The organism is Pseudoalteromonas sp. CF6-2 (assembly GCF_021729425.1).
In the GTDB taxonomy this organism is placed as follows: Bacteria; Pseudomonadota; Gammaproteobacteria; order Enterobacterales; family Alteromonadaceae; genus Pseudoalteromonas; species Pseudoalteromonas arabiensis.
This window is the reverse complement of sequence record NZ_CP091442.1, coordinates 2,856,471-2,872,433: the sequence shown is the minus strand read 5'-3', so window position 1 is coordinate 2,872,433 and position 15,963 is coordinate 2,856,471. Positions and strand designations below refer to the sequence as shown.

Genomic DNA, 15,963 nt, shown 5'->3' with positions numbered 1-15,963 from the left:
AATGCGTCAATTATCTTTGCTAGTATCGGTTGGATTATTTGCAGCATCAGCCGGTGTTGCTCAAGCACAAGTGTGTTACGACGGTGTCGCAGAAACGACGCCAACAACGCGGTTTGTTATTAATAACGATGGCACGGTAAGCGATAGCAAAACAGGGTTAATGTGGCAACGCTGTAGCTTTGGTCAAAGCTATAATACAGAAACATTAAACTGTGAAGGAACGAGCCAACAATTATCATGGGGTGAGGCATTACGCGGCGCAACGATGAGTGATTATGCTCAGTATAGCGACTGGCATGTGCCAAACATAAAAGAATTGGCAAGCATTTTAGAACATCAATGTGTTCAACCGAGCATTAATGAACAAGTTTTCTATGCCACCAAATTACAAAACTACTGGAGCAGTACCTCAGGTAAAGAACGAACTGATCTTGCTTGGGTTTATCAATTTGATAAAGGCGTAAATAGCTTACATGCGAAAACGTCGGATCTGTATTTACGCCTAGTTCGTTACGAAAAGTAACGTTGAATTATTTTTAACCGCGCTTTTTCAAGCGCAGTTTTTATATCAGCCCCTTTTATACCTTGAGCAATAAACTGCTGAGGATTGACAGCGCGTGCTTGCTTGGCTGCTTGTTCAAGTTCATTAGCAAAGTTAAGTGGTTTTTGTTCACTGATCTCAAGCGCTTCTAAAACTTGCTCGAAGCGCTCTGGGCGTCGCCACAAATCAAGCTGATTAAAGCAGCTAAGAACTGCATTGCTATCTAATTGATTAGCACACAGTGTTTGCCTGTGTGCTTGCGCGTTTAATGCTAAATCTCGTACTTCATTGGGTAAACGAATTTTCTGAGCGAGCGTTTTAATTGCCTCTTCACTGAGCGAAAGTGTTACTTGGCTAAACAGTAATGCAGTATTGGTAATTCCACGTTGCTGTGCATAATTAAAGCGGGCTTGTAAGGTGCGATATAAGGCACTGTCCCACTGCTTTTCAAGGAAAGGGCTGATTACGTGTAAGCCTTTTATAGCGAATAATACATTTAAAAATTCCGCGAAGGCTCCATCACTTAATGACTTTTCGCATTCTAGCCAAATACGTTCTGCGGTGAGCGTTTCAAGCTCGCCATTCGCCACCATAGACAGAAGCAAACGGTTAGTTTCAGGTGCAATGGTAAAGCCTAAGTAATGATAGCGGGCTGCAAAGCGAGCAACACGGAGAATGCGTAAAGGATCTTCACTAAAGGCATCAGACACATGGCGTAAGATACGGTTTTTAATATCATTTTGGCCGTTGAATGGATCGAACAATGTGCCGTCTTTCGCTTGAGCAATGGCATTAACGGTCAGATCACGGCGTATTAAATCTTCTTCTAAGGTGACATCAGGGGCGAAGTCGCAAATAAAGCCAGTATACCCTTCCCCTTGCTTTCGCTCTGTGCGAGCGAGTGCATATTCTTCTTTTGTTTTTGGATGTAAAAAAACAGGAAAATCTTTACCAACTTGTTGATAGCCTTGCTTAAGTAGTTCTTCTGGTGTCGCACCAACCACAACGTAATCACGCTCTTTTATCTCACGACCCAGTAGGGCATCCCTGACTGCGCCACCCACTAAATAAACCTGCATAGTTCACCTGCTATTTTGCCTTTTTGGTATTTTACGTTATTTATTCATTAAAATGCGAACAAGGTTTTAAGTGGCGTTTTTTTTTGCCATTATAGGCCGTGATTTTAAACGCAAGGAATATCACGGTGTATTTAAGCTATTTTGGCTTGTCAGAAAAACCTTTTTCGATTGCTCCGAACCCTGAATATTTATTTCTCAGTGAACGCCACAAAGAAGCGTTAGCGCATCTAACTTACGGCCTAGGAGAAGCGGGAGGGTTTGTATTGCTGACAGGTGAGGTGGGGACAGGGAAAACAACATTAACAAGAAGCCTGCAAGAACAGCTTCCAGAAAATACACAAGTTGCACAAATTCATAATCCTGCCTTATCGCAACTTGAATTGTTGGCCAGTATTTGTGATGAATTAAATATTACTTACGACAGCAATAATGCGACGTTGAAAACATTAACCGATGTGATCAAAAAGCATTTGGAGTCAAATAATAGCGCGGGTGGCCACACCATTTTAATTATTGATGAAGCGCAATTACTTGCTCCTGATGTACTTGAGCAATTGCGTTTATTGACCAATATAGAAACGGATCATAAAAAGCTATTACAAATCGTTTTAGTGGGACAACCAGAGCTACAAGCATTACTTAAACGCACAGAACTTAGGCAATTGGCACAGCGTATAACAGCACGCTATCACCTATTACCGCTAACAGAAGGGCAAGTATTTGCGTATGTTAAACATCGTTTGTCTAAAGCAGGAACCGAACAAGCGTTGTTCTCCAGGGATGCTCTAAAGGCTATCTATCAAGTGACGCAGGGCGTCCCGAGATTGATTAACCTATTGTGTGAACGCTGTTTAGTGGGTGCTTTTTCTCAACAAAAGTTGAGCATAGATAGTGAACTGGTGATGCGTTCTGCCGAGGAAGCTTTGCCACCAAGTAGCACAGTCATTACAGCAACCGCCAATACACAATCCAATTATGTTTGGCTTTACCCTGTTTCATTTTTAGTCGTCTTAGGTGTGGGTATTGGTTTATCCTACCTAATATAAAGAGTGCTCATTTATGTCATTACTTTTAGATGCAATTAAACAATCTGGTCAGCATGAGCAAACCGCCGCTGAGCATGACCAAGCTGCATTACAATTAAAACAGCAGCAGGAATTAACTCGTTACAGACGCCTTGCCCTGTCATTTGGGCTTTTATTAGCTGCGATTTTGACGCTGATGGCAGGGTTTTCAATTGGCAAATGGCTACAAAATAATAAGTCATTGGATAGCGCAGTTGTTACAAGCACGCAGCAAACGCTTGATAAAAAAGAGACAGTGGAGAATACGGAACAAGCTGCCACTGACGCTGCGCAAACGGCTGCTCAGCCACACGCAATAAATGCGGCTGTAACGTCAACACAACTCCCGCAACCTTCAATGCAGCAAATGCCTGTGCAAGGGCAACAATATCAATGGGTTCAGGTGCCAGTAAATTCAGTTCCTGTGTATGTCAATCAGGGGCAGCCTGTTTATCAACAGCCAATTTATCAAGGTCAACCGGTTTATCAAACACAGCCGCAGTTTTCACAGCCTGTGCAAGTGACGCAAAATAATAGCTCGCGACAGGTAAGCGACCAAGGTCTTGATTTAAGTAAATATAAGGTATTGGGTAAGCCGCTAAATAGCGAGCCATCAGCTCCCCCTCAGCAAACCCTCGACAATGACGAGCTTAAAGATGTGCCCGATACGTTGAAAGATGCATTTGCTAAAGCGGTGCAGGATGTTGATAGTCAGCATTTTTCAGAAGTCACTCACAGTACGAAAAACTCATCCTATGCCGAGCCCATTGAGCTATTACCTGTATCGTTACAAAATCAGTTACCTACGATTAAGTATCAGGCACATATTTATGCGTCAGAAACATCAAAACGTTGGATTAAGCTAAATGGCCGTGAATTATATGAAGGTGACAGTATAGGTGTGCTGTCAGTGGTCGAGATTACGCCAGAGCAAAGTTTGCTCAGTTACGATGGTTACGAGTTTACTTTGAAAGCACTACAAGATTGGCCCGAATAGGTTTTACTAAAACTGATAGCTTAGGGCGACTTTTATATTACGACCAAATATAGGTCGCCCATAAAATAGGGGATCTTGGTGGTTTAAATCATCTCTGGGATTGCCTTCTGTTAAACCAAGCGTGTTGGTGAGGTTTTTAATTTCTAGCTGTAAGCTTAACTGCTCATTCATTGTGAACTCACTGAAAAAATCCCATGTTTGATAAGCTGGCAATGCGAATTGATTGGCGGTATCGGAGTATCGCTCGCCGATGTAAGCCCATGTGATCGCAGCTTGAAAATTGTCTGACTTATACTCCGGTGTCAGTCGAAACTGTAGCTCAGGTGTACGGGTTATTTGGTTACCATTAAACTCGCTTTGAGGAAGGGATGATGGGATCCCGTAGAACCCTGCATCTTGCCATACCCCAACGCCTTTGAATTGCCAAGATGCGTTGTATTGGTAGCTGAATTCAAATTCTAACCCTTGCGTTTGTGTGTTAATTAAAATTGCCTTTTGTGGCCCCGTTGCACCTCTATAAACAGTAAAAGGAAGCGGGTCAAAATTAGTATCAAATAAAGCCCCACTAAATTGCCAATGTGATGTTTGCAGTCGTAAGCCGATTTCACCCAAGGTTAAACGTATTGGTTTGCCAAAGTTTTGCTGGTCTCGCTCAATATTGTTGGAAGCCCAACCACGCGCATTACCAAAATTAATTAATCGAGGCATTTCAAAAGCGTCTGAGTAGCGAGCAAATACGGCAAGGTGTTGCTGTATCTGATAATTCGCGCCAACACTAAACGCTGTTTGGTTAAATGTGTCATGTAGTGAACTTGGGGCAAGGTAATGCGAGTAATAAGGCTTTAGCGAATCGGTTGGTGATATTGCGCCTTCAAATAGGGTGCTGTCTAAGTTGAGATTTTCATTACGAAGCGCAAGGTCAAACCTAAGGCTGTCTGTGATTTGCCAATCAAAATTAGCATAAAAAGAATGGGACTCAGATAAACCGACTCCTTTTAAATACACAGGACCCGCATACGATAAAAAGCCTTGTTCATTGAAGTTACCAACAACTTCTCCTTGATTATTTATCAGTACAATTTCTAAACGATCAGGTTGATGCTTTACATCAGTGAGTAATTCACCAAGCCATTGGTCAAGGGGTAATGAGCTAAAGTCGCTACGCGCATAAATATGCCCTAAGCTGAGTGACCAGTGATCATCAAGGTAATTGATTCGAAAGTGGTTAATCAACTGTTGTTGTTTGTAGTGTGAGTGCAGTGGGAAACTGGAGGTGACTAAGCCATTTTCATTGAGGCGGCTAGGGTCATCGATTAATTTGTGGTCGCTTACCCGTCGGTACTGTGCGGTTAAATCTTTATCTGCAAAAGAGTGTTTAAAATCGGTTATATCTTGTTGTTGTAAACGGCTTTGGGCATCAACAATGGTTTGGTTGCCTAAGTTCATAAGCGTGTAAAGTTCATTGTTTAGCTTAGCGTAACGAGTGCGGTTAGTGATATTTACTTTGTCACTCAGTGGTGCTTTAAATACTAACGTGTAGCTATTCATTTGTGTGTGCTGAGCATCACCCAAATCATGAACAAGCGGGCCTTCAGGAGTGCGAAACGCTAACAATTTTAAATCGTCACTCAATAACGTGCCATCGTCATAGGCAAGACTATCGAGTTGTTGAATTTTTTGTTTATTTTCTAAAATTAGCGGAGCATAAAAGCTGGTTTTATCATTTAGGTGTTTGTAGCTAAAGTCAAACTCAAAACTGTCAGTTAACCAACTGATTTTTGCACTTAATTGGCCTCCTTTATCCGCTTTATAGCCAGGTTCACGAATACCATCTGAGGTACGGTAAAATCCACCGATTGTATAAAACAGTTCATCAGTTAAAGGGCCCGTAAAGACACCGTCAAAGCGTGTGTAATCATAGCTGATGCCATGACTTAATTTGATTAGGTTAAATGGTATTGCAGAGCCTTGCCTTGTTATATAGTTCACCATAGCCGCAGGGCCATTAAGGGTAAAAATACCGCTGCTACCACCACGTACAGCTTCGATGGTTTGGTGGGTCAGATCGGGTCGTAAGAAAAAATCCCCCCATATTCCATCGTAGGTAATGGGTAAGCCATCTTCCATCAAACTAATAAAACGAAACCCTTCACCGCCTCTTAAGCCTCTTGGTGAGACATTATTGTTTGTTTCGCCGCCTGAGTCTTCAACCCAAAAACCGGTGACATTTTTAAGCACCTCAGCGCTTGAATAAGGTGTTTGTTGCTCAAGCTTAGAGCTGGATAGTTGTGTAATAGAAATGGAAGAATTTAAGATATTACGACTTTTACCACTGACGCCTGTCACGATGATGCGTTCAAAATCATCAGTGGGCGTTTGCTTTGATAGCGTGACAAAGATGCGCTGCTCAGTTAAAGCGAGTGTGAACTGATAGCGAGAGCCTTGCAGGACGTCAGTGAGTATTTCACTCAACGTGAAGTCCCCTTGTAAAGGTGGAAGCACGCTATGCTCAGTGATTGAGGCAGCATTGAGCTGCCAGCCACTTTGCGCTGCAATATCAAGCAAGCGCTGTTGCAAGGTTGCTTCAGCTAAATCGAATGCATAGTCAGTGGTAGCATGTGCTTTGCTAGTAAATAATATTAACCATATTAGTGTTGTGGCTAATAGTCTTAACAACATAGTTTAATTAGATATTTTTATTATTGTTTAAACTTTGTACCACTTTTAACTTATTTTCGCTATGACACTTTTAGCTAATCTGCTGTCAATGTAAAAACACGGCCTTTTTGAGTGACTGTAATAGGGTAAATTTTTTCTAAACTACTTAACCAACCTTCAATCTCGGTTGTTAAGAATGTGCCGTTGTAGGTGAGTTCTGTTAGTTTTTTATCGCTTAAGTTAACCTGAACTTCACTGTACCTTGCAACATCATTAAGCACATCACCCAAGCGCGCGTTTTGGTAGACTAAATAGCCTTTTTGCCAGCTCATAGTCAGCGAGTCACCTTGTGCTTTAGTGTGTGTGACTTTACCCGCCTTTGTCATTTCGACAGCTTGTCCTTGAGTGAGTGTGACAGCGTCTTGTTGAGCTACAGAGACACTGCCTTCTAGTACATCAACACGAATAGAGGCTGGATTTGCTCGTACATTAAATACAGTGCCTAACGCTGTTACTTCACTGTTTTGATAACGTACAACAAAGGGTCTTTGTTTATCTTTACTGACGTTAAATAGTGCTTCGCCTTGGTATAAAATTAGTTCGCGAGATGCGCTGCTATAACGAACGGCAAGTTGAGTATTCGCACCTAAATCTATTTGACTGCCATCGTCTAAAGTAAAAGAGCGATGTTCATTAATTGTGGTATGAAAAAATTCATTTGATACTTTGTCATTTGCACTTGCTTGGGGGCTCACAGTGCTCATTGTTTTTAAAGGCGACTCTTGATTTACTAAAAAAATAAAACCAAATAGCAAGCAGCTTGCTGCTATGGCTAAATAGCTTGTGATAGAGCGATATTTAGAATTTGTTTTGTTAGAGGTAACAGCATCAAGCTCAGCCAATTGTTGTGTCACAAAGTCATCACTTAATGCGGTTGATGTCGTCCAAAGCGACTGCATTTTTTCAAACACTTCACGATGGACTGTGCTTTGAGCTAGCCAATCGTTAAGCTCGTCAGGGTAGCGGTTTGTTTCGCTTTCAGTAAACTTTTCATCTAATACAAGTAACCACTCAGCAGCTTGCTCTTCGATATTTGCTAAGTCGTTCGGTGATGGGTTCATGCTAAGATCCTTAAAACTCATGACTAAAGCTCATGTTGCAATTGCTGGTAGCAATGACGAACTGCACGTAAAACATATTTTCTTACCATACTGGGTGAAATCTGTAAGGTTAAAGCTATTTCTTCGTAGCTTTGTCCTCGTATTTTATATAACAAGAATGCTAGTCTGCATTTATCTGGCAAACTAATGAGAGATTTTTCCATTTCTTTTAGCAACTCATTATTATGATGTGTTTTCTCTGGGTTTATAGAGCTGACAGGTTGCGTGCTGTTATCTGTATCAGAGATAAACTCATCAAATGGGCTGCGTGCTTTACGTCTCAATTTATCTATTGCTAAATTTGTCGCTATTTTATACAGGTAAGCAGCGATGTAATTGCTTATTTTATCTTGCTCTAACCCCAGCAGCTTAACAAAGGCTTCTTGCGCAACATCTTCTGCTTCACGTTTGTCTAGTCCTTTACTCATGATATGACGTATCAGTTTTTGCTGTTGCTTTAAAAACAACTGCTCAACTTGCTGGCGGCGACTACGCTGACAGTCTGATTCGGTATCGACTGAATCAATGGATTTGCGTCTAAAAGATAATAACCGTGGCATGAATCCGCATCCTACTCTTCCATTTGTATTGCATGTAGCGAGCCGAACATAGTCGGCTCGTCAGTGTTGACTATTAATTCAAGGTGGCCACTCGGCTTACTTTGCCTGAATCACTCACTGTTCTTAGTTGAACAGCACTTGATGTTGTTAATGTTACGGGTCCTGTATAGTCATGCCATGTCATTCCATTGTCTAATGAGTACTGGGTCTGCATGCCAACAAATCGTGTATTAACGATTAACTGGCCATTATCTATCGTCGCCCCAGGAAGTGGGATACGATAATTTACTCCAAACTGTTTAGGTATTTGAGCATTAATATCGACAACTTGGTAGTAGTCCAATAGTGGTAAGGCATGTTGCCCTAATGTGTTTGTAAATGTATGCCATGCTTGTTCAGTGGCTAAACCTTCGGCTGGCATATCTTGCACCCAAGCTCGCTCTGCTGCGCCGAGTAACTTAGGAAATGTCATGTAGTCTAATATTTCGGGTGATTTTTGGTTTTCACCAAACAGCTGCGCCTGAATACCTTGCACGTTTTGTTTACCCGTTTCACTGAGTAGAACCCACTTAGGATCCCATGGTACAGGGTTGCCAAGTTTGTCTTTTACCGCGTTGGCATAAATATTAAATGGGCGGTACTCAAATGTCTTTTTCGTGTCTGTATAGCCTGCCCAATGATAACCAATTTCATCAGGGTGCTTGTTGTAAGCTAAATCAAGATACAAGTTAGTTGCATGTGCAAGTACTACTTTTTTACCTTGGTTTGCGAACTTATAAGCTTGATGTTCATTTCCCCAGCCCCAGACATTATTCCAAAACACAGGGTAGATATCGCCGTAGTCAACATTGCCTGTGCCGTTGTGAGACAACACGTCTCCCCAACTTGCCATATCGAAGCCGTGTTGATTAATTATTTGCTTCCAACGAAGAAAGAAGTAATCAAAAATTTCAGCATCTGTTTTTCCTGCTGTGGCAGGGTTTTGTTGTATTGCAGGAGATTGTGCCCACCATTCGTTTGGACCTAAGTGAGGCAATTCATCGCCCCCGCCGTGCAGGCGTGTGATGGTTGCATCAGGTACTGCATCATAAATTGCACGTGTTTGCTCAACAACATGATTTAAGAAAGTAAACGTGCTCTCTAAGGATGGATTGATAAAGTTGTCAGTGTAAAACTGTGGCGTGTAATATTGAGACTGGTCGAGTGGGTCGATTAATCTATATTTAGACGCTTCGATTGGGTCTGTATTTTTGTACTTATTGTAGCGATATTCCATCGCTTTAATTGCTGCGCGGGCATGAGCAGGAAAATCATATTCAATAATAACATCAATATGACGGTCGGCTGCGTATTGCAAAATTTCTTTAAAGTCTTCAACAGTGTAAAAACCCCAGCCCTTACCTAGGTAGTTTTGCTGCGCGATTTCGAACCCTTGAAAACTGGGCGGGGTACCTAAATTCGCAGCTGTTTTATCACTTGGTTTATTGTCAATGCCATCACCTTGAGCAAATTCATTGGCTGCGCCCATAAATGTATGCAGCATAGATGTTTCATTGAGGTCATAGCCACGCTTAGCACCAAATTCAGTTAACTCAGGAATACCAGGAATTTCTAATCGCCAGCCTTCGTCGTTGGCGACATTAATCTCAAACTTATTTAGTTTGTAAAAAGCCATTAAATCTAACAACTTAAACACAGTTTCCTTAGACTGAAAGTTACGAGAAACATCAAGCATCATGCCGCGGTACTCAAATCGAGGAGCGTCTAAAATCGTCGTGGCAGGTAGAATGGTGTTGTCGGATAAGGTGCTTGAGTTTTTTGCATTTTTATACACTGATGTGGGGATCATCTGGCGTAGTGTTTGTATTGCGTAAAATACACCTTGCTCATCGCTGCCTGTAATTGTAATACCTGTAAATGGATCTATTTCTAGTTTGTAGGCACTTTTATCAGCTTGATTATCTTGGTTAGTATCTAAATGTGGATCAAGTTGTAACTTGATATGATTTGGGCCATTTTGAGTGGTTGTATTAACTGCAAATGTGCCACTTAATATGTCGCTTAAAGCAGTTTGTAAAAAAGCCGCTTCTTTATTAAGTGATGCTGGTGCAGAAATCGTTGTTAGCTGACTCATCAATGTTAAAAACTCATTGTCGATTGTAACGACTGAATGAGGTTGTGGAACCAGCTGGTTTTTTAATGGCAATGAGAGAATCGATGCATTATTTTCAGCATATCTTAATGCGGTGGTTTGCACGGGCATCACATCATTTGTGGCCTGTGTCGTTTGTTTAGAATCGCTAGGGTCCATAAACACATCAACAAGTACAGCTTGAGGCGTTTGTCCGTTATAGCTGATATGAAAGCCAGAAGGAGAGTCATTTTTCAGCATTTGCCAGTATTGAGCAATGATCTCAATTTCACGCGACTCTCCAGGTTGAATAGGTGTAAAACCAGCAATAGGTTTTAAAACAAAGTAGTCACCGCTTTTGGCGGCATCTGCATTTTCTAGACTTAGTTTTTGTGCGGCAATATGTTGGCGTGCGTATTGTCCATTTGGGTCAGAGTCTGGCAGAACACTGGCTGGTGGTCTTACTGAGCTAAAAAATAACGACCAGCCCGATTCACCTAATGGTTCTAAGCCATTGTTGGTGATTGTTAAACTACCAAGAAAAATATTCTCACCAATCCCATGGTCAATGACCTGCCAACTTAAAGCAAGGTTATCGGGGTGAGGTTGTGCAATGCTAAATTGGCTTGCTGTGAGTAGTGCTAAGCTCGATAGTGTTGTTGTAATTGTGTGCTTCTTTGCAAACATGGTGGCTCCTAAGACATTGTTATTGTATAGATAGAGCTGGTACCGCAAGTTGACTCTAATGTTATAAACGTCTTAAGAAGAATATTTGGGAATTAAAATTTTAAAAAGAGCCCTAAATACTGCTTTTGTATTAGGGCTAAGCGCATTAATGAACTGCAATTTCATCAATATATAAAGGAAGTTTAGGGATCTGAATATCTTGAGATTTCTTGCTATTGATAGCGATCACTTTTAAAAAGCGTAATCTTGTTGGCTGAAAAGATAATACCGACATAGGACCCTGCGGTGAGGTTACTTTTGCCAGTGTTGTCCATTGCTGCTTATCATCAGAGCCGAGAATGACTATTTCTGTTGGCGGATGCAGCTGGCGGTGACGACCACTGTTATAGCCTAATTGCACTTGTTTAACTAAAGTCGGTGATTCAAAATCAATAATGGCCTCAAGATCAGTGTCATAAAAAATAGCGTAATCTTCGACACTATAAAACTGATCAAATGCAAACTGACCATCTTGCAATTTATGCGCTGATTGCTCAGCTGCAGGGTAGGTTAGGGTGATGCTTTTACCCAGTGCTAGGTGAGGGCTAAGTGTAAGGCGTGCATCGCCAATAAGTTGCCCTTGTGATTTTACATAGCTGCGAGCACGGACTTGGGTGTATGATTTAATCGTGATAGGTGCTTGATACTTATTAGACGCTAAAGTGGGTTCGCTGCCATCAAGCGTATAATAAATAGCGGTACCTTCGATATCAGTGGTTATTGTGACAAGCAGTTTATTGTCTTGAACTGTACTACTAATAATCGGTTTATAGCTACTTTTAGCGGTATTGATATGCATTTTTTGATAGCGTTTTAATAAGCTAGGTAAGCGGTTCTGACTATAATCATGCCATGATTTACCTTCTTTATTTGACCATAAGGTTTCACTTAGCGCACTGAGTCTAGGGAATAGCATGTATTCAGCATGACGCGGTGTTTTAATATACTCAGTCCAGAGTGCGCCTTGAGCGCCTATAATATATTCGCGCTGTTGAGAGGTTAAATGGCTAGGCTCAGGGTCGTATTGATACACATTTTTTAAACGCGATAATCCGTGAATTGCCTTGGGTTCATCAAGGTTACGAGATTGATAGGCATCAAAATAGATATACTGGTACGGACTCATAATGACTTGATGCCCCATTTTTGCTGCTTGCACGCCTCCTTCGGTTCCTCGCCAAGACATGATGACAGCATCATCAGCAACTCCACCTTCTAATATTTCATCCCAGCCAATGACTGTTTTATCAAGATCCTGCACTATTTTAGCAACTCGCTTAATAAAGTAGCTTTGTACTTGCTCTGGCGTAGTGAGGTCATGTTGCTGCATTAATTTTTTCACAATGGGGCTTTCTAACCATTGTTTTTTTATTACTTCATCACCCCCTATATGAATGTATTTACTAGGGAAAAGTGCTGCGACTTCTTTGTAAACAACAGATAAAAACTCAAACACATCCTCGCGAGGGCATAGCACGTCTTCAAAAATACCAAATTGTGCTTGTACGTTGACTGCCTGCTGGTGGCAAGACAGCTCAGGATAAGCAGCCAGTAATGCCGTGCTGTGTCCTGGAATATCTATCTCAGGGATCACCTCGATGTGACGTGCTTTAGCATACTCTACGACTTCTTTGATTTGTGCTTTTGTATAGAAGCCTGAAACGCTTTGGTTATCAAACAAAGGTTTGTAATCATAAGTATGACCAACGACTGTATGAGGGCGTGTAGCGCCTATTTCAGTAAGTTTAGGGTATGCATCAATGGCGATACGCCAGCCTTGATCATCGGTTAGATGCCATTGAAAAACATTAAACTTATGCATTGCGAGCCAATCAATATATTGTTTTACAAAACTCACATCAAAGAAATGGCGGCTGACATCTAAATGCATGCCACGATAGGTAAATCGAGGTTTGTCGAGTATTTCTGCACTGGTAATTAGCCAGCTTCGTTGGTTTATTGGCATACGAGATTCTATTTCAATAGGGAGCAGTTGCCTAAGTGATTGCATCGCCCAAAATAACCCCTTTGCTGTGCTGGCTTTTATTTCAATAAAACCACTTCTCACTATTAATTGATAACCTTCCTTAGCCACTACTGAGTCGGTAATGTTAAAAGCGATGGTGTTTTTCATCGTATTTTTTGCGTGTAATACAGGTAATTCATAGCCGGTTGGTGGGCGTAGAAACTCAGCAAGTTGCAGAGCCACTTGTTTTGCATCTTGGTGGTTATAGCTAATTTGTGTGTTGTGCATTAAGTGAAAGTGATCTTCACCATATTGGCTGCTTGTTGGCTTTGGTGTGATGTTAGCGCTGACATAATAAGGAGCTAATAGCAGAATGAATAACACAAAGCTGCTTCGCAAGTACTGGTAAAAAGCATTTTTAATCATTGTTATTTCCTAAGAAAAGCCCGCATTTGCGGGCTTGGATAAACTAATCAGCACTGGGCATAGTGCAAATTAGCAAGGGGTAGGTTAAAAATTAAGGGTTAACGAAGCACTAATGGTTCGGCCTAAAATAGGGCGCGCGTAGTAATAGTCGAAACCAGCTTGGACATCGTTAATAGCACGCGGATTACCTTCAGTTAAGCCTAACTCGTCAGTTAGGTTGGTTGCTTTTAAATGAACGGCAGCGCTGTCATTAAAGCGATAATTAACGCCCATATCGACGGTTGTGTATGCAGGGAGTTCAAACTTATTCTCGCCGTCTGAATAACGTTCACCTAAGTGGTGTACGGTTAAATAAACATCACCATCATCAAAATAATAGGTGGGCGTTAAACGTAGCTGAATTTTAGGTGTACGTTTAACTTGCTTGCCTTCCCAATGTTTAAAAGCACCGGTGAAGCCTTCCATCTTAGGATTTTGTAACACACCCGTTAAATCCAGTTGAATGTTTTCGTGTGCTTGCCAAACGGCTTCAAATTCAATACCGTCGGTGACGGTATCGATAGTTTGATTAGCTACTTCACCATTACTACCGGTAAAGTTACGCTCTACTAGGTCATTGAACTTTGTTCTAAATAAAGTCACTGATGCGCCGAGTGTGTCGCCAGAATAACGTCCACCAAACTCACTGAAGGTAAGGTTTACACTGTCATTAAAGTCTGCATCAATTCCGGCATGTATATTTTGTCCATAGCTCATCAAGCGTGGCATCTCAAACGCATCTGCATAGCGGCCAAACATTGAAACACTGTCAGAGAATTTATAGTTAAAACCAATCGTCCATGCTGTTTCCGTTTCATCGCGGGTTTTTGATAAGTAGTTGTTCGAGGGGGTATCAACATAGTTATTGGCAAGGTTGTTGTCAATGTCATTGCCATTGGCATCGAAAGCACCATCCACTGGCACAGCAAACTGGGTTGCTGATGCGGTACTATCCAATTCTAACCACTCAATACGAATGCCTCCGTCAATACGAAGACTATCTGTGGCTTGAAATTGCTCATTGATAAACAGTGAGTGTGATGTGCTTGTACCAAATGCAGTGGCTTGGCCCCAGCCAGGTGCATAGCCTGTTGAACCGTTGTCGGTTAATTGACCGACTACTTGCTGGTTGTCATCCAGAGCAACAATATCAAGAAGCCGTGCATTATCTTTTACTTCTGTTAAGAACTGTGATTCCCATTTATCAACGGGTAGCGAGTTTGCATCAACGTATGCGAATAGCCAGCCCATTGTGAGCGTGTGGCGATCACCTTCGTAAGTAAAATTGAGTTTATTGACGAATTGCTCGGCATCATATCGTGAATAAAGCGGATAGCTTGTTGTCACTAAACCATTGCCGTTTAAGTTTGTTACATCGTTGAGTATTTCGCCTGTATCAACATATTGATATTTAGCTGCAACAGCGCCGTCAGCTGCAAATTGGTCAAGCATGGAGAGTACATCTTGTTGACCAAGTCTATCGTTGGCATTTACTAAAGTGGAGTTATCGAAATTGAGTAGGATGTACATGTCGTTTTCAAAGCTTGAATAACGGCCTGCTGTATTTAACAGCCAACGATCATTTAGTTCCCAATCAAGGTTATAGCCTAAAGTGGTAAACTTAGTATGCTGCCCATCTTTAAGATCGCGTGTTTTGTAGCTACCATCTTCTTGTAGGTAATTTAAAAGACGTTGACCATTTCCGATTAAGGTTCCGTGCTGTGGATCCACACCAGCGATCCCTTCTGGATTTTTTTGATCTTGTAGAGGGATAGGTACAAAGAATGTGGTGTGGTCGTTTAAGTGCTTGGCAGAGAGTGTAAGTTGACCTTTATCAAACTCACGGACAAGGTTTAATCTCAGTTGTCCGCCGTGATCAGCCGTAAATTCTGTATCCCTTACGCCATCAGAGCGACGATAAAAACCACCGACCGACATTTTCCAGTTTTCACTAATAGGTGTGCCATAGAAAAACTCACTGCGGTATAGGCCATAATCCGCCGTAGTCAGACGAATGGTTGCTTCTTCGACACTATCAGGTTTTCGTGTAATAAAGTTAACCAAGGCCGCAGGCCCATTGGTTGTTAATAGGCCTGATGTACCACCACGCACAGCTTCCATGTGTTCAATAGTGATGTCTTGGCGTTGATAAAAGTCGACCCACACACCGTCATAAACAACCGGTAAGCCGTCTTCTTCAACACCTATATAACGAAAGCCTTCACCGCCACGTAAGCCCCTTGGAGCCACATTGTTGTTGGTTTCACCGCCAGAATCTTCGACCCAAAACCCAGGCACAGTTTCAAGTAAATCGGCGGTGCCTAGCGGGGCCTCTCTAGCAAGTTGCTCGGCATCTAGCGTAGTAATTGATACGGATGATTCAAGCTTGGTTTGGCCGCGGCCACCACTACCTGTTACGACAATTCGCTCAAGATCGAGAAGTTTTTTCTTTTCTGATGCAGGCTTAGTTTCTTGTTCAGTATTTTGAGCTGCTTGTAGGTTTAAGCTCAAGCAGGCACTTCCGATTGCCAATGCTAGTAAGTGCTTTCTATAGCGAGGTGTGTGTGTTTTCATTTTATTCCCTTCATTGTTGTTTTTTATAAAGCAACGAATGGC

General features: G+C 41.8%; 10 protein-coding genes. 3 read left to right on the top strand and 7 right to left on the bottom strand.

What is annotated here, in order from left to right; all coding sequences use genetic code 11:
* The first annotated feature begins 1 nt into the window (after position 1).
* Complete coding sequence (locus L3Q70_RS13275) at positions 2 to 523, top strand: DUF1566 domain-containing protein (RefSeq protein WP_237114411.1); 522 nt, start codon at positions 2 to 4, stop codon at positions 521 to 523.
* Here L3Q70_RS13275 and L3Q70_RS13270 read toward each other — a convergent pair.
* The gene (locus L3Q70_RS13270; RefSeq protein ID WP_237114410.1) at positions 511 to 1,620 is read right to left on the bottom strand and encodes a tRNA nucleotidyltransferase; all 1,110 of its coding nucleotides are present in this window, start codon (positions 1,618 to 1,620) and stop codon (positions 511 to 513) included. The genes L3Q70_RS13275 and L3Q70_RS13270 overlap by 13 nt on opposite strands.
* A gap of 125 nt (positions 1,621 to 1,745) precedes the next feature.
* Between L3Q70_RS13270 and L3Q70_RS13265 the strand changes: the two genes are divergently transcribed.
* Both L3Q70_RS13265 and L3Q70_RS13260 read left to right on the top strand, forming a co-directional pair.
* A complete protein-coding gene (locus L3Q70_RS13265) occupies positions 1,746 to 2,666 on the top strand; it encodes an AAA family ATPase (protein ID WP_062568764.1) in 921 nt (306 codons plus the stop codon).
* Between the two features lie 13 nt (positions 2,667 to 2,679).
* Positions 2,680 to 3,681 (top strand): general secretion pathway protein GspB, encoded by a 1,002-nt coding sequence (locus L3Q70_RS13260; protein ID WP_062568765.1) that lies wholly within the window; start codon positions 2,680 to 2,682, stop codon positions 3,679 to 3,681.
* A 6-nt stretch (positions 3,682 to 3,687) separates the two neighbouring features.
* Here L3Q70_RS13260 and L3Q70_RS13255 read toward each other — a convergent pair whose 3' ends face one another.
* The 6 genes from L3Q70_RS13255 to L3Q70_RS13230 all read right to left on the bottom strand — a co-directional run bounded on the left by L3Q70_RS13255 (position 3,688) and on the right by L3Q70_RS13230 (position 15,921).
* The gene (locus tag L3Q70_RS13255; RefSeq protein WP_237114409.1) at positions 3,688 to 6,360 is read right to left on the bottom strand and encodes a TonB-dependent receptor; all 2,673 of its coding nucleotides are present in this window, start codon (positions 6,358 to 6,360) and stop codon (positions 3,688 to 3,690) included.
* Between the two features lie 74 nt (positions 6,361 to 6,434).
* Entirely contained in the window at positions 6,435 to 7,460 is a 1,026-nt protein-coding gene (locus L3Q70_RS13250) for a FecR domain-containing protein (RefSeq protein WP_237114408.1), read from the bottom strand.
* A 23-nt stretch (positions 7,461 to 7,483) separates the two neighbouring features.
* On the bottom strand, positions 7,484 to 8,059 hold the full coding sequence (locus tag L3Q70_RS13245) for an RNA polymerase sigma factor (protein ID WP_193987764.1): 576 nt from the start codon (positions 8,057 to 8,059) through the stop codon (positions 7,484 to 7,486).
* Positions 8,060 to 8,132: 73 nt separating this feature from the next.
* Entirely contained in the window at positions 8,133 to 10,877 is a 2,745-nt protein-coding gene (locus tag L3Q70_RS13240) for a family 20 glycosylhydrolase (RefSeq protein WP_237114407.1), read from the bottom strand.
* A 145-nt stretch (positions 10,878 to 11,022) separates the two neighbouring features.
* The gene (locus L3Q70_RS13235; protein WP_237114406.1) at positions 11,023 to 13,308 is read right to left on the bottom strand and encodes a family 20 glycosylhydrolase; all 2,286 of its coding nucleotides are present in this window, start codon (positions 13,306 to 13,308) and stop codon (positions 11,023 to 11,025) included.
* A gap of 84 nt (positions 13,309 to 13,392) precedes the next feature.
* Positions 13,393 to 15,921 (bottom strand): TonB-dependent receptor, encoded by a 2,529-nt coding sequence (locus tag L3Q70_RS13230; protein ID WP_237114405.1) that lies wholly within the window; start codon positions 15,919 to 15,921, stop codon positions 13,393 to 13,395.
* Positions 15,922 to 15,963 lie beyond the last annotated feature (42 nt).